The 23,082-nt window shown below is 36.4% G+C and carries 20 protein-coding genes and 1 riboswitch; of the genes, 16 read left to right on the top strand and 4 right to left on the bottom strand.

Annotated elements, in window-relative coordinates:
* The 3 genes from CWO92_RS17050 to CWO92_RS17040 form a co-directional block, all read left to right on the top strand.
* The coding region (locus CWO92_RS17050; RefSeq protein WP_165786698.1) for an SH3 domain-containing protein at nt 1-2,214 on the top strand (2,214 nt) is incomplete at its 5' end.
* Between the two features lie 446 nt (nt 2,215-2,660).
* Entirely contained in the window at nt 2,661-3,044 is a 384-nt protein-coding gene (locus CWO92_RS17045) for a VOC family protein (protein WP_101355411.1), read from the top strand.
* Nucleotides 3,045-3,075: 31 nt separating this feature from the next.
* Entirely contained in the window at nt 3,076-3,708 is a 633-nt protein-coding gene (locus CWO92_RS17040; RefSeq protein WP_101355410.1) for an NUDIX hydrolase, read from the top strand.
* Here the strand turns inward: CWO92_RS17040 and CWO92_RS17035 are convergent.
* The 3 genes from CWO92_RS17035 to CWO92_RS17025 are packed head-to-tail and all read right to left on the bottom strand — an operon-like array spanning nt 3,703 to nt 5,532.
* Nucleotides 3,703-4,299 (bottom strand): ferric reductase-like transmembrane domain-containing protein, encoded by a 597-nt coding sequence (locus tag CWO92_RS17035; protein WP_101355409.1) that lies wholly within the window; start codon nt 4,297-4,299, stop codon nt 3,703-3,705. The two genes, CWO92_RS17040 and CWO92_RS17035, sit on opposite strands and share 6 nt — an antisense overlap.
* A complete protein-coding gene (locus CWO92_RS17030; RefSeq protein ID WP_101355408.1) occupies nt 4,280-5,209 on the bottom strand; it encodes an FAD:protein FMN transferase in 930 nt (309 codons plus the stop codon). Before CWO92_RS17030 ends, CWO92_RS17035 begins: the two co-directional genes overlap by 20 nt.
* A 17-nt stretch (nt 5,210-5,226) precedes the next feature.
* Nucleotides 5,227-5,532 (bottom strand): hypothetical protein, encoded by a 306-nt coding sequence (locus tag CWO92_RS17025; protein WP_101355407.1) that lies wholly within the window; start codon nt 5,530-5,532, stop codon nt 5,227-5,229.
* A gap of 196 nt (nt 5,533-5,728) precedes the next feature.
* A riboswitch (cobalamin riboswitch) is annotated at nt 5,729-5,916 on the top strand.
* 128 nt (nt 5,917-6,044) lie between these two features.
* Here CWO92_RS17025 and CWO92_RS25115 point away from each other — a divergent pair.
* The 11 genes from CWO92_RS25115 (at nt 6,045) to CWO92_RS16965 (ending at nt 18,248) form a co-directional block, all read left to right on the top strand.
* On the top strand, nt 6,045-7,955 hold the full coding sequence (locus CWO92_RS25115) for a DUF4430 domain-containing protein (protein WP_235851627.1): 1,911 nt from the start codon (nt 6,045-6,047) through the stop codon (nt 7,953-7,955).
* Between the two features lie 2 nt (nt 7,956-7,957).
* Nucleotides 7,958-8,545, top strand: a complete 588-nt coding sequence (gene srtD, locus CWO92_RS17010; RefSeq protein WP_101355406.1) for a class D sortase, LPxTATN-specific — start codon at nt 7,958-7,960, stop codon at nt 8,543-8,545.
* Between the two features lie 2 nt (nt 8,546-8,547).
* Nucleotides 8,548-9,342 (top strand): DUF4430 domain-containing protein, encoded by a 795-nt coding sequence (locus CWO92_RS17005; RefSeq protein WP_101355405.1) that lies wholly within the window; start codon nt 8,548-8,550, stop codon nt 9,340-9,342.
* Nucleotides 9,343-10,230 carry an energy-coupling factor transporter transmembrane component T gene (locus tag CWO92_RS17000; RefSeq protein WP_101355404.1) on the top strand — a complete coding sequence of 296 codons (888 nt, stop codon included), beginning with the start codon at nt 9,343-9,345 and terminating at the stop codon, nt 10,228-10,230.
* Nucleotides 10,203-11,855, top strand: a complete 1,653-nt coding sequence (locus CWO92_RS16995) for an ABC transporter ATP-binding protein (RefSeq protein WP_101355403.1) — start codon at nt 10,203-10,205, stop codon at nt 11,853-11,855. The genes CWO92_RS17000 and CWO92_RS16995 overlap by 28 nt, the downstream gene beginning before the upstream one ends.
* Nucleotides 11,831-12,520, top strand: a complete 690-nt coding sequence (locus CWO92_RS16990) for an ECF transporter S component (RefSeq protein WP_101355402.1) — start codon at nt 11,831-11,833, stop codon at nt 12,518-12,520. The genes CWO92_RS16995 and CWO92_RS16990 overlap by 25 nt, the downstream gene beginning before the upstream one ends.
* An 835-nt stretch (nt 12,521-13,355) precedes the next feature.
* The gene (locus CWO92_RS16985; protein ID WP_101355401.1) at nt 13,356-14,312 is read left to right on the top strand and encodes an efflux RND transporter periplasmic adaptor subunit; all 957 of its coding nucleotides are present in this window, start codon (nt 13,356-13,358) and stop codon (nt 14,310-14,312) included.
* A 2-nt stretch (nt 14,313-14,314) separates the two neighbouring features.
* A complete protein-coding gene (locus tag CWO92_RS16980; protein WP_101355400.1) occupies nt 14,315-15,025 on the top strand; it encodes an ABC transporter ATP-binding protein in 711 nt (236 codons plus the stop codon).
* Complete coding sequence (locus tag CWO92_RS16975) at nt 15,003-16,169, top strand: ABC transporter permease (RefSeq protein WP_101355399.1); 1,167 nt, start codon at nt 15,003-15,005, stop codon at nt 16,167-16,169. Before CWO92_RS16980 ends, CWO92_RS16975 begins: the two co-directional genes overlap by 23 nt.
* 174 nt (nt 16,170-16,343) lie before the next feature.
* The gene (locus CWO92_RS16970; RefSeq protein WP_101355398.1) at nt 16,344-17,021 is read left to right on the top strand and encodes a response regulator transcription factor; all 678 of its coding nucleotides are present in this window, start codon (nt 16,344-16,346) and stop codon (nt 17,019-17,021) included.
* Between the two features lie 3 nt (nt 17,022-17,024).
* Nucleotides 17,025-18,248: a sensor histidine kinase gene (locus CWO92_RS16965; RefSeq protein WP_101355397.1), complete on the top strand. Its 1,224-nt coding sequence runs from the start codon at nt 17,025-17,027 to the stop codon at nt 18,246-18,248.
* Between the two features lie 37 nt (nt 18,249-18,285).
* Here CWO92_RS16965 and CWO92_RS16960 read toward each other — a convergent pair whose 3' ends face one another.
* Nucleotides 18,286-18,747 (bottom strand): PepSY-associated TM helix domain-containing protein, encoded by a 462-nt coding sequence (locus CWO92_RS16960; RefSeq protein ID WP_101355396.1) that lies wholly within the window; start codon nt 18,745-18,747, stop codon nt 18,286-18,288.
* Nucleotides 18,748-19,029: 282 nt separating this feature from the next.
* On the opposite strand from CWO92_RS16960, the gene helD reads away from it, so the two are divergent.
* Together helD and CWO92_RS16950 are read left to right on the top strand one after the other, a co-directional pair.
* On the top strand, nt 19,030-21,378 hold the full coding sequence (gene helD / locus CWO92_RS16955) for an RNA polymerase recycling motor HelD (RefSeq protein WP_101355395.1): 2,349 nt from the start codon (nt 19,030-19,032) through the stop codon (nt 21,376-21,378).
* A 430-nt stretch (nt 21,379-21,808) separates the two neighbouring features.
* On the top strand, nt 21,809-22,759 hold the full coding sequence (locus CWO92_RS16950; protein WP_101355394.1) for a magnesium transporter CorA family protein: 951 nt from the start codon (nt 21,809-21,811) through the stop codon (nt 22,757-22,759).
* Nucleotides 22,760-23,082 lie beyond the last annotated feature (323 nt).

The following is a 23,082-nucleotide window of genomic DNA, read 5'->3' as shown; positions in this document are numbered from 1 at the left end:
GTAAGCAGCCAGTATTTGAGTACGCAAAATAGTACAACGGTGAAGGCATCTTCGACAACAACAAAGCCAGCAACAGTTCCTAAAACGACTACTAAATATGTGAATGTAGAAGCGAATTCCACACTAAACATGCGATCTACTGCATCAACAAAAGGAAAAGTTATCGCCAGTCTAAAAAAGGGTACCCAAGTAACGGTATATTCGGAATCAAACGGTTGGTCGAAAATAAAGGCTAGTGGAAAAGATGGCTACGTAAGCAGCCAGTATTTGAGTACGCAAAATAGTACAACGGTGAAGGCATCTTCGACAACAACAAAGCCAGCAACAGTTCCTAAAACGACTACTAAATATGTGAATGTAGAAGCGAATTCCACACTAAACATGCGATCTACTGCATCAACAAAAGGAAAAGTTATCGCCAGTCTAAAAAAGGATACCCAAGTAACGGTATATTCGGAATCAAACGGTTGGTCGAAAATAAAGGCCAATGGAAAAGATGGCTATGTAAGCAGTCAATATTTGACGACCACGAAAGTTGATTCTGTAAAACCACCTTCCAGTACTGCGAATAAACCTAGTACACCAAAAACAGTGTTGAAATATGTGAATGTAACAGCAAATTCTAGTTTGAATATGAGAGAAACTGCTTCTACAAGTGGAAAGATTATTGCGAAGTTAACGTTAGGAATGGAAGTAAAGGTATATGCTGAGTCAAATGGTTGGTCTAAGGTCAACGTCAATGGAAAAGATGGCTTTGTTAGTAGCCAGTACCTTATAACAACTAAACCAGCTATTTCCGTTCCACCTAAAGAAACAACAAAAGTGAAATATGTAATGGTAAATTCATTATCTGGGTTAAGCATGTATACAGAGCCATCAACGAAATCATCTGTAATTGTGAATATTGCGAAGGGTGTAAAAGTTACCGTATATTCAGAATCAAATGGTTGGGCAAAAATAAATGTTTATGGACATGATGGGTATGTTAAATCAGAGAATCTCTCATCCAGTGTCCCTTCATCCAATAATTCTGATTCAAATACTTCGCAGAGTCAGAGTAAATTAAAATATGTAAATGTAGATGCTAATTCCGTCTTAAATATGCGTTCTTCTGCTTCTGTCAATGCAAGTATTATTTCAACATTAACTAGGGGAACTGCAGTTCAATACTATTCTGAGTCAAATGGTTGGGCAAGAGTAACAGCAAATGGAAAGACTGGCTATGTTAGTACTCAATATTTATCGTCCACTGCAATAAGCTTGCCGGGATCATCTAATAGTACGAAAAAGGTAATCTATGATAATTACAATATATCCATTGATAATCTCGTTAAGATCCAAGAAGCCGCTGGTGCTCAAACCGACTCGAAATATCATACATATATTAGAGAAGATGCCTTAAAGTTAAATAATCCATCTAAACCAACAAGTGGAGTCGTTCAAGGCAATGGCTGGAATGTCAGAGGCGGAGCTGGAACATCCTATTGGGTAGTTGGCAAAGTGAATAATGGTGATACTTTGTCCATTATATCTCAACAAAAGGATTCAGATGGATATACATGGTATGAAGTTAGTTATAATAAGACATGGGTAAATGCGAATCCTGATGATATTAAATATTATTTGGATCCTAATAATTTTGTTGATGATTCTATTAAATCATTACAATTTTTAAACCTATCTAAATCTACTAATCTTGATGCTGCTGAAGTGAATAATAAGATTCTTGCTGGAAAAGGAATATTAGCCGGAAAAGCAAGTTCCTTTATTGCTGCTGGAGAAATATATGGAGTAAATGAAATATACCTTATTTCTCATGCTTTACTTGAAACAGGGAATGGTACTTCACAATTGGCAAATGGTGTACAAGTGAATGGAAGGACCGTATATAATATGTATGGAATTGGTGCATATGATAACTCTGCTTTGAGTAGTGGTGCACAGTTTGCCTATAATGCAGGATGGTTTACTCCTGAAGAGGCAATTATTGGTGGTGCGGAATTTATCGCAAATGGTTACATAAATTCTGGACAAGATACATTATATAAAATGCGTTGGAATCCAAGTGCAGCTGCAAGTAGTGGAAAAGCAACTCATCAATATGCAACAGATATTGGATGGGCAGAAAAACAAGTTATCCAAATCTATAATTTGTATAGCTTATTAAATTCATACGAGTTAACATTGCAAATACCAAAATATCTATCATATTAAAACCGGGTGAGCATGTGATGCATGCTAGTAAATTTATAGGATTATATAAAGTTAAAGCACGTGAAAAATAATAATTCTTTTTTCACGTGCTTTATTTTTTAAGTGCTAAATGATTCTATATTAAAAAAAATTTATCATACACCGTACAGTCTATAAGATAGAATCGGTATATATACTAAAATTGAAAAGGGGTATTTGCAATGAATGAAAACGGAACATCAGATGGACGGGGAGAATTCAAAACAAATATGAAATAAATGGAGATTTTATCCAACTTACAGATAAATTTTTGTTTAAAATTAACAAGTATTTATATGGAATAACGAGAAATTGAAAGATGGAAATGCTATTATTTCAGCAGGGAAATATGCAATTTGCCACAATAGAGCTAAAATCTTCAACTAGCACCTATAATAGAGTAGTTCTAATAAACTAGGAGGTTTAAGATGGATAGAATACAATCTTTAACCGTTTTAATCGTTTCTGACTTGGAAAAATCAAGGGCTTTTTATCGAGATGTATTAGGATGTGAAGTGACCGATTGGTGGGCAATTCGAAATGATTTCTTGAAACTGGGGTTTAAGCTTTTACAAGCAAAGGAAAAACAGGCGATAACACCTAATAGCAGTAAAAATGATATTATATGGGATGCTTATGCGTATGCTGATGATTTTGCTGCTTTAGACCAATTACATAATGAGTGGAAACAAAAAGGCGCTAAAATAGTGCAGGAACCTTTGGTTACCCAATTCGATTGGGGAATGTGGAAGGAATTTGCAGTTCAAGATCCAGATGGGTATATTTTGGGGGTAGGAACAGCAAAGAAGTAATGCTTGCTGCAACTAGAAAGGAGAATGTTAAATGACAAAGGAATTCTTCGATATATTTAATGCAGAAATGAATCATATTGGTGTGGAAGAAAGAAAGGTAGTTCACCAAAAAGGATATTGGCATAAGGCATTTCATTGCTGGTTATATCAAATGGAAAATGGAATGCTCTATATCCTTTTTCAAAAGAGACAGCAAGACAAGGATACCCATCCTAATTTACTTGATATAACCGCTGCTGGTCATTTGACAGCAGGGGAACACCCGGAGGACGGGATTAGAGAAGTGGAAGAGGAATTGGGAATACAAGTACAATTGGATGAAATGGAATCAGTAGGAGTGATCCCGGCAAGCTATGTCAGCGATAGCCTTATCGATAATGAATTCTGTTATACGTATTTTTATCATTTTAAAAAGCCTTTGGAAACAATTATCCCAGATCCTGTTGAATTGGCTGGTATTTATCGTGTTCCTTTTCATCAGCTGAAAAGTTTATTTAATGGTTCAATTAATTCCATTAACATTTTTGGTTATGAATATAAAAATTCTAAACTGGTTAGCCTGCAAACAGTTGTTGAGCGAAAAGATTTTGTACCGCATCCTGACAATTATTATAAGGTAATCTTTGATGAACTTATTAAAATAAATAAGGTACTATCATCATGAATTGATAGTACCCTCTTCCTTAGGTTGTATAGTTTGTTTTGGAGAGTGTCTGGGGCATACGATTTTCCAGAGCACTAATCCACCTACCACGATTCCCGTAATGTAATATAATAACGAGATAAGTCCTTTTTGTGTATCTGGTCCTAGCCAAATTCCATGTACAAGTCCGAGTAAATATCCTGGAAAAGATAAAAAGTGAATGGTTCTCCATAATTTTACGCCGATTTTTTTCATATAATCAGAGGTAATAATTAAGATTAGCATGATATATAGTGAGAGGGTACCAAGCCCAATTGAAAAAGTATCTGTTTTTGCAGTGAATGGTATTAATATTTCACCTATTGATAAAGTAATATCATAGTCAAACATTAATACAAGTCCGTGAATGAGTCCAAATAAAATACCAAACCAACCTGTCGATTCGTGTATAAGATTTAACGTCTTCCTTTTTTTCGGATGAATGCTTTTAAAGCTTTGGGTAATTCCTGTTACAATTGAAATAAATAATAATAAATAAGAGGTTAATCCAGCAGCTCTTGTAGTATCCCATACCGGAAAGAAATGAGTAAATTCAGCTAATATTTGATTCAACTTTTTTCACTCCTTTTGGACTATAGTCTTCAATTGAACCACCTAAATGAATAGAGAGGTCCGATTTTACTCCAATTACTCCAAGTTGTGGCTGTTTCTGATTCAACCAACTAAGTCCATTATCCCAGCCTAGGATGATGACGCATTTTGCGTAAACCTCCGCGGTTGTTAAATCAGGTGCCAAAATGGTTACCTGGATTAAATCTGACTCACTGCTTTGAAGGGAACGAGGATCAATAATATGATGGTAGCTTTTGCCGCTAGTTGTTTGCCAGCTTCGTTTTATTGTGCTGCTTGTAGCAATTCCTGCATCTCCATATATATTTAAAGAAAATAAATCTTTATCTAAATAAAATGGATGTGCAATACTAATATCCCAACCTTCTTTCCTATCTCCCCAAACGGCAATATCTCCGCCTGCTGAAATTCCTCCTTTTCGTTCGCCGCTTTCTTGAAGCTGATAAGCAATTTGCTGCGCAGTCCATCCTTTTGCTATCCCGCCGAGGTCAATGGAAGCGTCAGTTAATTGCACACTTTTCATGCCCATATCGAATAATAACGGCTCTATTGGAATGGGATTCCTTGTCTTCGGTTCCATAATCAAATAAGAGTTTAATCTCTCAAAGCTTCGATCATATCCTAATTCGGATATAACCTCACATAAGAATGGGTTAAAAATCCCTTCTGTCTCTTTATAAAATTGATTAGCGGAAAGCAGCATATCGAAAAGAATAGTTGAGGGAATAAACAATTTCCCATTTGACCGGTTTAATTGCGATAGCTCACTCTGTGGTAAAAAGCGACTGAAAACATCCTCAGAAAAATGAAACCACGATTCCACTTGTGAACTAGTCCTATCATTTAAATAATATGTACTAATAGTAGTATTCATTGCTTTAAAAGAATACATAAATGTACAACTCCTTATTAGGATGCATGTCCCCGAATTTCATTACTGGCACTGTTTTCGCTCCCACTTTCTCCGCCAAATCCATCATGTTTGGAATAACCTTCTTGATCCGATGAATTCCCAAATTGCGCCCCATTATCGGAATCACTCCAAGATTCAGAATTATCATTAGGAAAATAGGTGCCATTATGTTGATTGTCTTGAGATGAGTTGGTAGATGCTACACTTGATTGATCGTATTTTTGCGATAAGCCTACAAAACCAGTAAATACTGCCACACTCGATAAACCAACAATCCATTTGAGACCTTTGCTTTTTGCCATGTATTCTCACTCCAATTGGACAAAATGTTTTGCATTGATGTCATTGATTATAATGAGAAAGACTTAAAATAAAATTAACTTTAAAATCTAAATATTATCCTTTAAAGGTACCGAACGAAAATCTATTTATATAAGTAGAAAAAGCATTCTCTTGACATATTCTTACTTATTAAACTATGATAATATCGGTATTAATTTAATAGTGAAAAAAATAGGTTGATCGATACATTATCGATTATTAAAAGGGAAGTTCGGTGAAAAGCCGACGCGGTCCCGCCACTGTAAATGGGAGCTCTTTAAAATAAACCACTGTCAAATTTGATGGGAAGGATTTATAGAGTGTTGATCATGAGCCAGGAGACCTGCCTGTTTTTTTGCACCGAAAACCTACGTGGATAGGTGGTGCTGAGCTTGAGGAAAATCGTTATATTTGCCTCCTGCGACGCACACATCTTCACTTTAGGAGATGTTTTTTTTTAGAAATTGAGCGAGGGGGAAAAGAAGTGAAGGGAATGTTTTTCAAAAGAAGTTCTGTCGTATTAACAGCAATCTTGCTTATCATGCTTCAACTAACGGGATTTTTTACTAATCCAGTATCTGCTGCCTCTTTAAAAAATGCAGCGATGATTACAGTATTAGATGCAAATGGTAAAACCATTCTTCCACATACGGTTATGGAGATAAAGGATGGAGAAACTGCTTTTGATGTGTTAAAGGAAGCAACCACGAAGAATAATGTTAAATTTGAATATACTACAGATCCTAAATTTGGCGCAAATGTGACACAAATTGGTGATGTCAAGCCTGAATATTCAAAGGATAGTACATACTGGGGCTTTATCGTTAACGGTAGCATGGCTCAAGTAGGGGTATCCAGCTATAAAGTAAATAATGGTGATGACTTGCTTCTAAAGGTAGTTAGTTATCCAGAGAAAACCATTTCAGCTAAGGTTTCTGCAAAGGATGCAAAAGGAAATCCAATTATCCCTGAAATGGATGTGAAGGTTGTGGACGGTTCTAATGCCTATGACGCATTAGTGCAAGCCGCTTCACAAAAAAAACTTCCATTATCTGTTTCTGTTGATTCAAGTTATTTTGAATTTGTTCAAAATATCGGAAATACCAAATTGGCGGAAGGTGATTATTGGACGACTGCTATAAATGGAAGTTCCCTGCAATCATCCCTGTCAACCAATATTCTAAAAAATGGGGATAGTGTCGAATTAAAAATCGATAATTATTTATCACCTCCTGATACAAATACAGATAATGGTAGCGGTGCGAACAATTCAGGTTCGACAGAAGATACTAAACCGCCAAGTGTAACAAAGCAACAAGTTGCAACTGCGGTAAAATCATCTGCTTCTTTCATATTAAAAAACGGTGGAAATGATGAGTTTGAAATTATTGGACTGAAAAAATCTGGTCAAAAGGTTCCAACGACCTATTTAGATAATATAAAGAAGACATTAAAAGAAAATGATGGTACTTTCCGAAATGTAACGGAATATGAAAGACTAGCAATTGGTGTTTCTGCAGCTGGTGGGAATGCAGAAAATATCGGTGGATATAACTTGATTGAGAAAATATATTCCAATGACCGAATGACCAATCAAGGAACAAACGGAGTGATCTATGCATTACTTGCATTGGATAGCAAACATTATTCAGTTCCAAGCAGTGCAAAATGGACGAGAGAAAAACTTGTAAACTATTTACTGGACCATCAGCTTAAATCCGGTGGATGGTCACTGGTCGGAGACAATGCAAGTGTCGATATCACTTCCATGGCACTAGCAGCACTTGCACCATACAAAGGCCAAGAAAATGTAAAGGCTGCCATTAACAAAGCTGTGAATTGGATTTCCTCCGTTCAGGACAAAAATGGCGGTTTCAGCAGTGATATTAATGGCGGAGATGCAAGTGAAACAACTGCACAGGTCATTATTGGTTTATCATCTGTCGGAGTAGATCCTACAGATAAGTTATTTACAAAATCAGGCGTAAACCTTATTCAACATTTAATGTCGTTTCAACAAAAAGATGGCGGTTTTGCTCATATCGCATCTGATTATGAATCCAATTTAATCGCATCAACTCAGGCTTTATTAGGATTAACAGCATATCAGCAATATCTAAGCGGAAAGGGCTCCATTTATCAGTTTGCAGGAAATCAAGTATCCACTGCACCGACAGATAATAAACCATCAAGTTCGACAAAAGAGACTTCAGATAAAAATACAACGAATTTAACAAAGGATGTTTCAGATAAAAATATAACGAAATCAACAAAACAGCCAACAGAAGGTCAGCTATTGCCAAATACAGCAACAAATAATTATAATGTATTGTTACTTGGTGTAATCCTATTAATTATTGGTTCAGCTATTTACCTCTATTATCGTAAACAGAAAGCGGCGTAAAAATGAAGAAACTTGCGATGGTGATGATGACAGCAGGAATCATTTGTCTAGTCTATAGTGGATGGAATATTTGGAAGGGTCGACAACTCCAATTGTCGACTCTTCAACAAGCGAAAGCTATGACAAATGAAGTAGGTAATTCAGTGAAGGAACAAGGAAAATATAGTAGTAGCAAAAAAATAGATAAAAATATCATAGGAGTTTTAGAAATTCCAAGACTCGAAAAAGAACTTCCAATTGTGGAAGGAACCACGCCGGATAATCTTGAAAAAGGTGTTGGACATTATAAAACGTCAGCCTTACCAGGAAATAAGGATCAGATTGTCCTTTCGGGGCATCGCGATACTATGTTCCGACGTTTTGGAGAGATAAAAAAAGGTGACACTGTTACGCTAAAATTAAAAAGTGGCTCTTATCTATATGTAGTTGATCATATGAAAATTGTTCATGCAGATGATCGAACGATTATTCATTCCACAAAACCAAAGGAAGAACTTGTACTGACGACCTGTTATCCTTTTCATTATGTTGGCAATGCACCAAAACGCTACATCATTTATGCATATCCAAAGACAACTAGGAGGCCGTAAGAATGAAAATATTTAAATCAGCTTGTATGATGCTCGCATCTCTCCTTATTATTTTCATCATTTCCGGCTGCCAAAAAGACTCTGTAAGTCCAAAACAGCAGGAAGAAACTCATTCCGAATCGGTGGTATCCAACCAAAAAAAGAATGAAAATATAGCAAATCAACAATCTAAAACGGAAGAATCAAAAAGAAAAGAAACGCCAACTTCTAACAAAAAATCAGAAACAACAGTAAAAAAACCTGATGATAATAGTAAAAAATCTAACAATTCCTCATTGAAATCGACCGATGAAAAACAACAAAACACTGTAAGTCCGAAAACAAATGCAACATCCAAAGCGAACACTACTGCAAAAACGGATTCAAAATCTAATGCAAAAACAGAATCAAAATCAACCGCGAATCAACATAATAATTCAAATAAAAAAAATACAAGCACGACAACAAAGTCTCCTGAGCCAGTCTTAAGTGTTACGATATCCGTTATAAGTAATGATCTAAATAAGACCATTCTTTCTCCGACGAAAGTATCCATTCACGAAGGGGATACTATTCTTACTGCTACAAGAAACATCCTAAAACAAAAAGGTATACCTATTAGTGTGAGAGGCAGCGGTGCGTCTGCATATGTAGAAGGGATTGGCAATTTATTTGAATTTGATCATGGACCATTAAGTGGATGGATAGCTGAAAAGAATGGCATCAAACTTGACCGCAGTGCCGGAATTAAAACAGTCAAAAATGGTGACACCATTCGATGGATATATACAACAGATTATACGAAGGATACGAAATAAATGAATAGAGGGTTTCGTTCATTTCATCCATTTGTTAGTTTCTTCTATTATGTGGGAGCAGCAGCACTGGTTATGCTAAATAAGCATCCGGTGTTTTTGTTTATTGGCGGCATCATTCTAATTTGTTTTAATATTGCTCTTGATCGAGGAAAGACATTGAAAAAGTGGTGGAGGACGCTAGTAATACTTTCCCTATTTTTTCTAATTGTGAATCCATTGATTAATCACCGTGGAACCCATATTTTATTTTATTTTGGACAAAACCCGATTATGTTGGAGGCAATTATCCAAGGGATAATTCTTGCCTTATCTTTATTTTGTTTAATGGTTTTGTTTTCTTCTTATAATCTAGTGATTACTGCTGATAAATTTTTATATTTATTTTCAAAATGGCTCCCACAATGGGCATTATTAACAATGATTTCTATGCGATTTGTTCCGTTATTACGGAGAAGATTGAAGGAAATTCAAACGGTACAGCGGGGCAAAGGCCTTTCGGTTAACTCGGGAACAATGAAAGAACGTGCAAAGAATGGTATTCAGCTTGTGCAAATACTGCTTACATGGTCACTGGAGGAAGCCTTGCAAACAGCTGATTCCATGGCTGGAAGAGGGTACGGATTACGAAAAAGAAGCCGCTACATTCCTTTTAAAATGAAAAGAAAAGATTGGCTGGCTATTATATATATGGCGATAGTTGGAAGTATCAGTATATTTGGATGGTGGCTTGGTGATGGTGTATTATCCATCAACCCTATTTTGGAACCGATTTTTTTAGAAGGCAGGGAATGGTTTTATCTTTTTATCTTTATTTTATTTTTAGGTTTTCCGCTAGGCATAGAGGAAAGAGAGGCACTTAGATGGCACTATTGGAAGCGAAAAATATAATATTTCAGTACCCAGATCAAGCAAGAAAAGCTCTGGATCAAGTCTCTTTTCGTGCGGAGCAAGGGGAGTTTATTGTTCTTTGCGGTCCGTCTGGAAGTGGCAAATCAACCCTATTAAGGCTGCTAAAAAAAGAAATTGCACCACATGGAAATGTATCGGGGAGACTACTTTTACAGAATCAACCTCTGTCTCAGTTTTCAAGTGAACAATTAGCTCAGACTATTGGAATGGTATTTCAGGATCCAGAAAATCAAATTGTCATGGATCAAGTCATGGAAGAACTGGTTTTTGGATTAGAAAACATCGGAATGCCGACAGAAGAAATGAGAAAAAAAGTAGCAGAAATGATTCATTTTTTCGGATTAGAACATTTACTTCATAAACGAACACATGAATTATCTGGCGGACAAAAGCAATTATTAAATTTAGCATCTGTAATCTTAATGGAACCGCAAATTTTACTATTAGATGAACCTACCGCACAATTGGATCCTGTCGCAGCGAAGGATTTTATCGGTATGCTTCATCGCATGAATGAAGAATTTGGGGTTACCGTAATCATTGCTGAGCATCGGTTGGAAGAGCTGTTTGCACTTGCTGATCGAGTAATTGTGTTGGAACAAGGAAGGAAAACACATGATGGACCTCCACGTAAAATTATAGAAGAAATAGGCAATCCGTCAAACAATATGTATTCTTATCTGCCTGGCAGTGCTGTACTTTATCTTGAGCACACACATGCAGTGCGTGAAGAAGAGATACCGTTAACGATTAAAGAAGGAAAACGCTGGATAGGCAACTTAACCATAGAAACAAAACAGCAAATGAAAGTAAAATTTCCAATGTCCAATCCCTTAATAAAAATGAGGGAGATTGATTTCCAGTATGATAGGAACCAAAAAAAAGTTCTGGATGATCTGTCAATGGAAGTGTATTCCGAAGAATGGCTTGCAATTGTTGGGGCGAATGGGACCGGAAAATCCACTTTGCTTAGAATCATGGCAGGACTACAGAAACCACAGCATGGGACAATCACATATAGAGGAAAGAAAGTAAAGGGGCCATTGCCAATAGAGATAGGATATCTCCCGCAAAATCCAAAGCTTTTCTTTTTACAAGATACGATTCTCTTGGAATTAACCGAGATTGCAAAGAAGCAAAAGCTAAACGATCCAGATGGGAAAATTATTAAAATCCTTGAAGCATTTGATTTAATAGAATTAAAGGATCGTCATCCATACGATGTCAGTGGCGGCGAAGTACAAAAGGCAGCCCTAGCTGGGGTAATGCTTTCAAATCCTTCTATCTTATTAATAGATGAGCCCACAAAAGGCCTCGATCCAGAAGCAAAAATGAAGTTAGGACAGTTATTGAAGTCTTTGCAAAAAGACGGTTTGACCATTGTCATGGTTACACATGATATCGAGTTTGCAGCCCAATATGCAACTCGTTGTGCAATGATGTTCCAGGGGAATATTACTGTTACAGACTCACCCGACAAGTTTTTTCGAGGGAATACATTTTACACAACTGTCATTAACCGAATAACTAGAGGAAGTCATGTTCCAGATGTATTAACGGTGGAGGAGGCACGAAAAGTATGGCACGTTCTCGGTACATCCTAGGAATTCTGGTAATCTTTCTCTTATTTCTTTTAGTTGCTTTTCAGTTGATTGCTCAACATCACTATATTATTGTAAGTATCTTGTTTATGATTTGCACATTTCTACCGTTCATCATACGTTTCGAACGACGCAATATATCTGGAAGGGAACTTGTGATGTTGGCTGTTCTAGCAGCAGTGGCGGCGGTCAGCAGGGTTCCATTTGCTTCTATACCAAGTGTACAGCCATCCACTTTTGTGATTATTGTAACAGGCATTGCCTTAGGCGCTGAAAGTGGATTTGTTGTAGGTGCACTAACTGCATTAGTATCCAATCTTTTCTTAGGTCAAGGACCTTGGACTCCGTGGCAAATGTATGCGTGGGGGATGATTGGCGTGGCAGCAGGATTACTAAGGGATACATGGTTCATGCGGACAACTATAACTAGATGCATCTTCGGCTTTATATCTGGAATTTTATTTGGCTGGATTATGAATTTATCATATGTTGTGGGAATTTTTCAAAACATTACCCTTGCCCAATTTATTGCATATTACGCAAAAGGCTTTTACTTTGATCTAGCACATGCCCTTTCAAATGTTTTCTTCTTGGCCATTTTTTCAAATAGTTGGGTAAAGATTCTATTAAGATTTCGAAAAAAGTATGGATTAATGGATATACAATGAAAATGAATGCACACGAGATTCGTTCGGAATTCTTGAGTGCATTTTTTTATTTATAACTCACTAAAAACGATAACGGACAGCATTTGAAAGGTAGGAAATCAAGTGTGTTTTAGAAAGGTTCAAAAGGACCAAGTAGGTAGAAAAAGAGGATCAAGTGTCCTTTAGAAAGGGTCAAAAGGACAAAGCAGGAAGAAAAAGAAGGTCAAGTGTCTTTTAGAACGGTTCAAAAGGACAAAGCAGGAAGAAAAAGAGAGTCAAGTGTCCTTTAGAAGTGCTTAAAAGGACAAAATAAGAAGAAAAAGAGAGTCAAGTGTCCTTTAGAAAGGTTTAAAAGGACAAAGCAGGAAGAAAAAGAGAGTCAAGTGTCCTTTAGAAGGGTTTAAAAGGACAAAGCAGGAAGAAAAAAAGGGTCAAGTGTCCTTTAGAAGGGTTTAAAAGGACAAAGCAGGAAGAAAAAGAGGATCAAGTGTCCTTTAGAAAGGTTCAAAAGGACAAAGCAGGAAGAAAAAGAGGATCAAGTGTCCTTTAGAAAGGTTCAAAAGGACAAAGCAGGAAGAAAAAGAAGGTCAAGTGTCTTTTAGAAAGACTCAAAATGACAAAGCAGGAAGAAAAAGAGGATCAAGTGTCCTTTAAAAGGAACAAAAGAACAAAATATGAAGTAATAGATTGTTAATATCCTATAGAAATGGTGTTATAAAAGTCGTAAGCCATTAAAAAGAAAAAAACTTACATTTACATAATCTCTTTAAGTAAAAATTAAGAAATCCCCCCCATAATAGGCTTATCTCAAAAACCATTAAAAATGGATATTTAATTGTGAAAGGAGTAAAGGGATTTGAAAAAGTGGATTATATCGATTGTTGTTCTCGTTCTTGTAATTGGAGGGGGATCCTGGTTTTATTACAGCAAAAAGCAAAATGAAAACCAGGTTATGGCGGTGGCCAATCCAGTTACATCTGTGCAAAAGGGGAAATTACAAGTTCAAATTAGCGGATTAGGATCTGTTGAATCAGCAAGTTCGGAAGATGTAAAAGCGAGTACTAATGCAGAGGTAGATGAAGTATTAGTGTCTACTAATGAAACGGTCTCCAAGGGACAAGAACTCGTTACATTCACTGATGGCAGCGATCCTATTACAGCACCGATAAAGGGAACCGTTACTTCCTTAACTGTCGCAAGCGGGGACAGGCTTAATAGTGGAACGGTTGTAGCACATATTACCAATTATAAGGATTTGCAAACCACAGTAAAAATTGATGAATTAGATATTTCAAAAATTAAGAAGGGGCAAACTGCAGAAGTAACTGCAAATGCTTTTCCTGATACAACATTTGCAGGGAAGGTCACGGACATTGCTGAGGAAGGTGACACATCAAATGGTGTATCCACTTTCAATGTTACCGTTCAACTGACAAGCCCAAAAAATCTTAAAGTAGGAATGACAACCGAAGCAAAAATCTTGACTGCGAGCAAGGATAATGTCCTTTATGTACCGGTAGAAGCTGTACATACGAATGGAAACCAGAAATATGTTATGGTAAAAAGCTCAGACGGACAGATTGCTAGTCAAGTGGTGAAAACAGGTATTAACAATGATAGTTATGTGGAGATTACAAGCGGTTTGCAGGAGGGAGAAGAAGTGCAACTTCCTTCTATTACAAAAAGTTCGACGAATAGCTCAGGCAACATGCGCGGCTTTGGCGGCATGGGGGGCATGGGAGGCATGAATGGAATGAACCGTGGTAACTGGGGCAATAACGGCGGAGGTATGAAAAACGGAGGAGGCAATTAATCATGACAAAACCTCTTATTTCCATTCAAAATATGGTAAAGGCATATAAAATCGGTGGAGAAACGGTTACTGCTCTCCACCGGATATCTCTAAAGATAGAATCCGGTGAGTTTTTGGCGATTATTGGTCCATCTGGTTCTGGAAAATCGACATTGATGAATATGATTGGCTGTCTGGATAAGCCCGATTCTGGAGATTATTTTCTGGAAGATAAAGACGTTGGCCGTATGAGCGATAATCAATTAGCTACAATTAGAAATCAAAAAATCGGTTTTATCTTTCAAAACTTCAATCTTTTATCCAAATTAACTGCATTAGAAAATGTGGAATTACCACTTTTATATAAAGGCATACCCACTCAGGAACGAAAAGAAATGGCACTTGAAAGTTTGAAAAAGGTTGGGCTTTTAGATCGTGCCGCTCATCTTCCAACACAATTATCAGGGGGGCAGCAACAGCGTGTTGCAATTGCTCGCGCCTTAGTATGCAATCCGCCGATATTACTAGCGGATGAACCTACTGGTGCATTAGACAGTAAAACAAGCAAGGAAATTATGGATGTCATGAAAGGGTTAAATGAAATAGGGCATACCGTTATTTTAATTACACATGATTTAGAAGTAGCCGAACAAGCAAAAAGAATTGTGCAGATAAAAGATGGCAAATTATTTGAAAAGGGAGGGGTTCCTCGTGAAGCTTCTTCCGTCCATTAAAATGGCACTACGAAATATTAAGAGTAGTAAATTAAGAGCTTTTTTAACGATGTTGGGGATTATTATCGGAGTATCTTCTGTTATCGTGCTCGTTTCGATAGGGCAGTCCTCCACCAAAACCGTGACGGACCAAATTAATAGTCTTGGAACAAATTTATTAACTGTAAATGTCCTCGATTCGAGTTCAAGTAATTTTAATGAGGCTGATGCAGAAGGTTTAAAGAAAATCACTGGTGTAAAAGATATTGCTCCTGCCGTTCAAGGAAGAATAACAGCAAAGAATGGTCGGACATCGACACAGGTAAGCATGATTGGAACAACGGCATCCTATAAAAATATACGGAATACACCTGTCTCAAATGGTCGCTTTCTGGCCGATATTGATAACGAGTTTCGAATGAAAGTAGCGGTATTGGGATCGGATACAGCACGAACCCTTTTTGGAGCGGATAATCCAGTTGGAAAATATGTTCAAATTAATGGGACTTCTTTTAAAATCGTTGGGGTATTAGCGTCAAAGGGAAGCTCCATAGGGGAAAGTGGGGATAGCGTAATTATTACTCCACTAAGTACAGCAGAACGTGTTCTTGCTTCACTAAATGTTCAAACAGTGTATGTGCAAGCCCAAAATGAAAAGCAATTAACCTTTGTCCAAAATATGCTTGAACGATCATTATTATCTATTTTTCATAGTCAAGACAGTTATAGTGTCGTAAGTCAACAAGATTTGATGGATACAATGAGTTCTGTTTCGAAGACAATGACGATGATGCTCGGAGGTATTGCGAGTATCTCACTATTGGTAGGCGGAATCGGTATCATGAATATTATGTTTGTTTCTGTGACTGAAAGAACGAAAGAAATCGGCATTCGTAAAGCGATTGGTGCAAAAAGAAAAGATATTTTAATCCAGTTTTTAATCGAATCTATTGTTCTTAGTGCGATGGGTGGAATATTTGGGATTGTAATTGGCTTTATTGCAACCAAAATCTATGGTTCGCTTACGGATTCGTCGATTGTCTTTTCTTTACCGGTGACCGCTATTGCCTTTATCTTTTCTTTATTAGTGGGAGTTGTTTTTGGTGTTTTCCCGGCAAACAAAGCTTCCAAATTACATCCTATTCATGCCTTACGATTTGAGTAAGCTAGGCGCTGGAGCTAGACATAGAATAGATTTGTAAATTCACTTAATGAAACGGTTGCGTATTTGGCGCAATCGTTTTTAACTCTCAAAGCTTTTTGAAGCGCTTTGATCCCCATTTTTTTATGGTCGATACTAATCTGGTAAAATAAACAGAAATGGAGGTTGTTTATCGAGATGAAACTATTAATTGTAGAGGATAATGAAAACCTGTTAGAATCAATGAAAAATATCCTTAGTGACGAATTTGAAGTAGAATCGGCAACAGATGGAGAAGAAGGGTTATTTCTAGCTTTTCAAAATATTTATGATGTCATTATACTGGATGTCATGTTGCCGGAAATAGATGGATTTGAGATTTTAAAAAAGCTTCGTGCGGATCGAATTATGACACCTGTTCTATTTGTTACCGCTAAGGATGCATTGGAGGACCGTGTGAGGGGACTTGAAATTGGTGGTGACGACTATCTTGTCAAGCCGTTTCAAGCACCGGAATTAATTGCAAGAATTCGCGCATTGTTAAGAAGAAGCGGAAGTCTAACCATTGAACATACAATGCGGTACCGGGGAATAGAGTTATTTGGAAAAGAACAAGAAATTAAAATAGATGGAACACCCATCAGATTAACGATTAAGCAATATGAGCTTTTGGAATATCTAATACAAAATCATGGGAAAATTTTAACAAGAGAGCAAATATATGACCGAATTTGGGGCTTTGATTCTGATACTACCGTTGCCATTGTCGAAGTATATATTCATCATCTACGGAAAAAGTTAGAGGCTTATGGCTATCATAAGGATATTCAGAATGTCCGCGGGGTAGGGTATATTTTGAAAGAATTTAAGGAGTAATATATGTTTAAGAAAACGCGAATAAACCTTACCATTTTAAATTCAATTGTTTTTATCGTAATCATCAGTATTTTAGGCAGTATGATTTACTCATATATCCGTCTTTATGTATATAGAGATGCAGATCGTTCATTGCAGGATATGGTAGGAAGAGTGGGATTAACGGGTGAAATTCCGAAATTTGGGGGGCAAGGACGGGACCCCCATAATAATATTATTGTTTTGATTTGGAATAAAAACAATGTGCTCATAAATAAGGATGATATTCAAGATAATTACCAAAATCATTTTATTCCGCACACTTATAATAAAATACAAACTACTGAAGTAGATGGGTATTATTTTCACACTATTTCTGTTCGCGCGACCATTAATAATCAGCCTGTAAAGCTGGAATTTATTCGTAATGTAGATATCGAAAGAAACATCTTGCGCCGCTTACTTTTGATGATGTTAATTGGGGGAGCGCTTGGAATTATTCTTGCTATTGCAGCTGGTTTATTTCTGGCGGGAAGAGCGTTGCGGCCAATCAAAAACAGTTGGGATAAACAACAGCGGTTTGTATCGGATGCTTCTCATGAATTAAGAACTCCATTAACTGTTATTCAGACCCGTGGGGATCTATTATTAAGGACACCAGAAGCCACGATTCAAGAAAAGCTTCCGGATATCTCGATCATTTTAAAAGAATGTCGCAGACTTTCAAAGCTTGTTGCGAATTTATTAACTTTGGCAAGATCTGACTCAAATGAATTGGAACTGGAACGAAAAGAATTTAATCTAGGTGAATTATTAAGAGATATAGTAGAGCACTTTTCAGAAGTAGCTTCCTTCCAAGGAAAGACGATTACATTAACATCTGCCCCCCCGATAACCTTTGTTGGTGACCGGGATAGGTTCCATCAATTGATTGTGATTTTATTGGATAATGCGATGAAATATACAGATGACAACGGATTAATTGAATTATCCTGTTTTGAGACGAAGAATCATATTGGATTAACGATAAAAGATAATGGGATTGGGATGAAGGAGGAAAATGTTGGTCGAATTTTTGATCGATTCTATCAAGTAGATAAATCAAGAACTAAATCCGAAAGTCTAGGACTTGGACTCTCTATTGCTAAATGGATTGTCGATAAACATGCAGGAAAAATAAAAGTAGAGAGCAAATTAGGGGAAGGAACGAAGTTTGAAATATTATTCTCAAAAAGAAAAAAAATATAAAAAGCGAGGCTGCGAATCGGTCGCAACCTCGTTATTTTTATATTTGTACGGATTCTTTCTTTTTTCTTTTCTTATTTGCCTTGCCGATAATAACTGCTAAGACCAGCCCAGTACCAGTCATTATTAGCATCCCAATTCCGGCAATGAGTCCGAAGATGCCACTATGCAATTTTCTTAATGTCATCCCAATAGAGTTCATACCGCCTTGTCCTTGTCGGTTAAAATTCATTTGGCCCCGTTTGGCTGGAGGTTGCTGGCCCATGGCAAAGGATTGTCCATTTTGCGATGATGAATTGTTATTATCGGAAGAATCTGAGCCTGCTCCTTGCTGATTTTCATAATTAGCTTGGTTTTGTTGAAACATAGCTTGTCTGTTTCCGAATGAATTTTCTCTGCTTTTTTCTTGAAAAAATAAGTAAATTCCTGAAACAGATTCAATAAATAAAAATATACAGGAAATGATTCCAATCCAATAATGTATTTTTCTTGTTTTTCTCATAATCCATTCTCCTTCTAAATAAATTTAATATGATTATGAGAGATATAACTTAATTTTTACTTAAAATTGATAAGGAATACTAATTAGAGGTCATAATAGAGAGGACAAAATAAAAAAAGACCTATGTACAGTCTTTTGTAAAATAAAGATGGCGAACCTGAAGAAATCATGATATGATTAAAAATGGTTGACATTAGTTTTTAGATGACAATATAAATACCCTATATTAACATTATCACAAATTCAAATGGATGTCAACTATTTTTCCTCGGAGGTGTTTTCATGGAATTTCAAAGCAATGAATGGAACCAGGAACAGGAGAGAGTAGACTACACGGTTAAAAAAGTAAGGAATCATATAAATACTTTAGTAGCAAGTGCTGAAAATGTGAAACAAGAGGCAGAGGAAATTCGCAAAAACTTCTGGGAAGACGTCACGGTCAATTTTGATGAACCGGATGATGTCATTGAAACAATGACCAGCATCAAGCAGCAAGTGGAATTGCTGTCTGAGCGGGAGCGAAGTTATGGTCATGTAGAAGAAAGCGTTAAAACATTGCAGAAACTTGCTTCCTCCCCTTATTTTGCAAGGGTGGATTTTCGTGAGGACGGGGAACCGTTAGAGCAAATCTATATTGGTATTGCCTCCTTTTTGGATGAAGCAGATAATTACCTTGTGTATGATTGGCGTGCGCCGATTTCAAGTATATATTATGATGGGATTCCGGGGCCGGTATCTTATAAAACACCGGAAGGAACACGAAAAGGTGAAATGGAATTAAAAAGGCAGTTTCTCATTCGCGATGGTGTCATTCAGTCAATGTTTGATACTGGTGTGACGATAGGAGATGAAATGCTGCAAGAAATATTGGGGGCAAAAGCCAATACGCATATGAAAAGTATTGTTGCAACCATACAAAAGGAACAGAATAAAATTATTCGCGATATTAAAAGTCAGCTTCTTTTTGTGCAAGGAGCTGCTGGAAGCGGGAAAACATCGGTTGCCCTGCAACGTATTGCTTTTCTATTGTATCATTTTCGGGAATCTCTTAGCGCGGAACAAATTATTTTATTCTCACCTAATCCGCTATTTAACAGCTATATTTCTAAGGTGTTGCCAGAGCTAGGTGAAAATAATATGATTCAGACAACTTTTTTCGACTATGCTCGCCATCGAATCGGCAAGGACTTGGAAGTCGAGAGCTTGTTTGAACAATTTGAAAACCGCCTTCAAGGTGTGAAGGAGCATGCGGAGATTCGGGATAAGGCTATTATGGTAAAAGGAAGCTTGGATTTTTACCATGTCATCGAAAAATATGTAAATCAGCTTTTGAAAGGTGGAGTACATTTTCGAGATATCGTTTTTCGAGGAAAGGTGTTAATTTCAAAACAAGAAATTTCTGAGCTATTTTACTCCTACGATTCATCTTACTCACTGCCTAATCGTTTCCCATTAGTGGCAAAAAGGTTGCTGAAAATCTTAGATGAAAAAGCACGTGAGGAAGAACAATCGGAGTGGGTGGAAGAACAAATGGACCTACTTGATAAGGAAGATTTTCTTGATGCCTTTAAAAATGTGAAATCCAATAAGAAAGGCGATGTTTTTGATTCCTTTGATCAAGAGAAAGCGTATCTTGCAAAGCAAATAGTTCGTCGTTATTTCAAAAAGTTAAAAAGAAGTGTAAAACAATACCGCTTTTTCCAAAGCAAAGCTCAATATGTTCATTTCTTAGAACAGGTTCCTAAGTTGTTAAGCTTGGAAAAGCAAGGGATTTCAGAATCGGAGTGGGAGTCGATTAAATCACATACCATCGGAAATCTGCGGAAAAAGGAAATACGAATGGAAGATGTAGTGCCTTATATGTATTTATCAGATCTTATAGAGGGGAAAAAATCGCAAACCTCTATGAAATATGTATTTATCGATGAAATTCAAGATTATACACCTATTCAGCTGGCATATTTACGATTTTTATTTCCTTATAGTAAATTTACGATGCTTGGGGATATTAATCAATCTATTCATGGAGCGGAGAATGAATCCCAAATTCAAATGGCGGAGGATATATTTGCGGGGCAAAAAAGTGAAATTGTCTATTTGAGAAAAAGCTACAGATCTACTTTGCCGATAACACGCTTTACAAAATCTATTTTAGCCGATGGGGAAGAAGTGGAATTATTTGAACGTGAAGGGGAGTTACCTAAGGTTTTGGTGACTAAAAATAAAAATGAAATGCTGGAAAAGATTTATGAAGAGGCAAAATACCTTTCAGAATGCAGCAATACAGTTGCGATTATTGGCAAATCAATGGAACAATGTGAAGAAGCCTATAAATATTTACAAATGCGCATGGATGTCACTCTTTTAGGTATAGAAACAAGAGAGTTTAATGAAGGAATCATAGTAATTCCTTCGTATTTGGCGAAGGGCCTTGAATTTGATAGTGTTATTGTTTTGAATGCATCAGATGAAGTTTATGGGAAAGAGACGGAAAGAAGACTGCTATATACAATTTGTACTAGAGCGATGCATCGTTTAGTGGTAACAAGTATAGGAAGTCCAACAAGATTATTAAATTCTGTACCAAATGATTATTATCATATTTCAGTTACAGAAACTACTGGAGAATGAAATGAACTTTTCATTCTTTTTTTTTAACAACTATACCAGGAAACCATATAATAAAAAAACGATATCAGAAAAGTATTAATTTCGTACCCTTGGCTGTTTCACCATTTGCTATAAATCCTAATAAGGCTTGGCTTCACAGCAAAAGGTCTATTGATAATAACGACAACAAAGTTGTGACTAAAGTTTTTGTACAAAAAAAATAACAAAGTTTAAGAAAACAGCCTTACCCCATTGTCCTTTCGAGATTTTGGGTATAAGATAAACAAGAAGCATACTGTAAAGGGGTTGGTATATTTGGATTCCAATGGTCCTGAGCCAAGTAATTACGAGGAAGTCAAAAATCTTACGTCGAAAAGGAATTGGTACTAACTAAATATCCACTCTGATGAAGGTGCAAGTGGCTTCCTCAATATAGGAGAGGAGGTTGTTTATGCTTGAAATTTACAAAACAAATGCAGAATCTAAAAAACTTGAAGTAGTGGATGAAATCACAAAAGGATGCTGGGTAAATTTAAGCTCACCAAATGAACACGAAATACAGAGAGTCGCAAAAGAAGCGAATGTCCCTGTTGATTTTATCCGTGATGCTCTGGATGATGAAGAAAGATCCCGAATTGAGAAGGAAGAGGGAGATGTCTTTATCATTATAGATTATCCGTATATGGTGAAGGATGAGTCCGGTTATTCTGTTTATGAAACACTTCCATTAGGAATGATTTTGACGGAGGAATGTTTCATTACGATTTCATTAAAAGACGCACCTGTATTAACGGAATTTAAAAACAATAAAATTAAAGAATTTTATACGTATAAGAAAACCCGTTTTGCTTTGCAAGTTCTTTTTGTTATTTCATCTTATTACTTAAGATATCTAAAACAAATCAATAAAAAAACAGATGATGTGGAACGAGAGCTTCATCATTCATCTATGACGAATAAGGAATTATATTCATTATTAGCATTAGAAAAAAGTTTGGTTTACTTTACCACTTCTTTAAAATCCAATAAAATGGTTCTAGATAAAATTCTAAGAATAAAATATTTAAAATTGTATGAGGAAGATGAAGATTTATTAGAGGATGTTATGATTGAAAACACGCAGGCAATCGAAATGGCTGCGACCTACAGCTCGATCTTAACAAGTATGATGAATGCTTTTTCATCCATTATTTCGAACAATCTAAACGTAGTGATGAAGTTTTTAACTTCGATTACGATCATTCTTGCTCTTCCTACGATGGTTGCTAGTTTCTTAGGAATGAACGTTCCGCTGCCATTTGGTTTGGAACATTATCCACATGGATTTTTATCGGCAATTTTAGTATCCATATTATTGGCAGCAATCATAGCGTTTATTTTTTGGAAAAAGAAATATTTTTAATTAAGAAAAGCGTATTTTAAAAAAGATTAGGCAACTCGTATAAGATGATCTCTGTATTGAACAGGGGTCATCTTATTTAAGTTCCATCGATATCTTTAATGGTTACAAATAGGTCATATAGTTTTAATTTCTTGTTTTAGTTCTTAATTTTTCATTCCTATCGCTGTAAAGTGCTGTTTACTCATTTGGTTTGCCCGAATTCAACAAAATAGAACCCTATAGGGCAAAGTATCTACTCTATAGGGTACATAATACTTGTGACCAGTCTTTTTACATATTATCGACAAAAGTACATAACATTTCTTTTGGGTTGCATACAATAA

This window comes from Heyndrickxia camelliae (assembly GCF_002844575.1).
In the GTDB taxonomy this organism is placed as follows: domain Bacteria; phylum Bacillota; class Bacilli; order Bacillales; family Bacillaceae_C; genus Margalitia; species Margalitia camelliae.
Note: the sequence above shows the minus strand (reverse complement) of the source record. Positions and strands in the feature narration are given on the sequence as shown.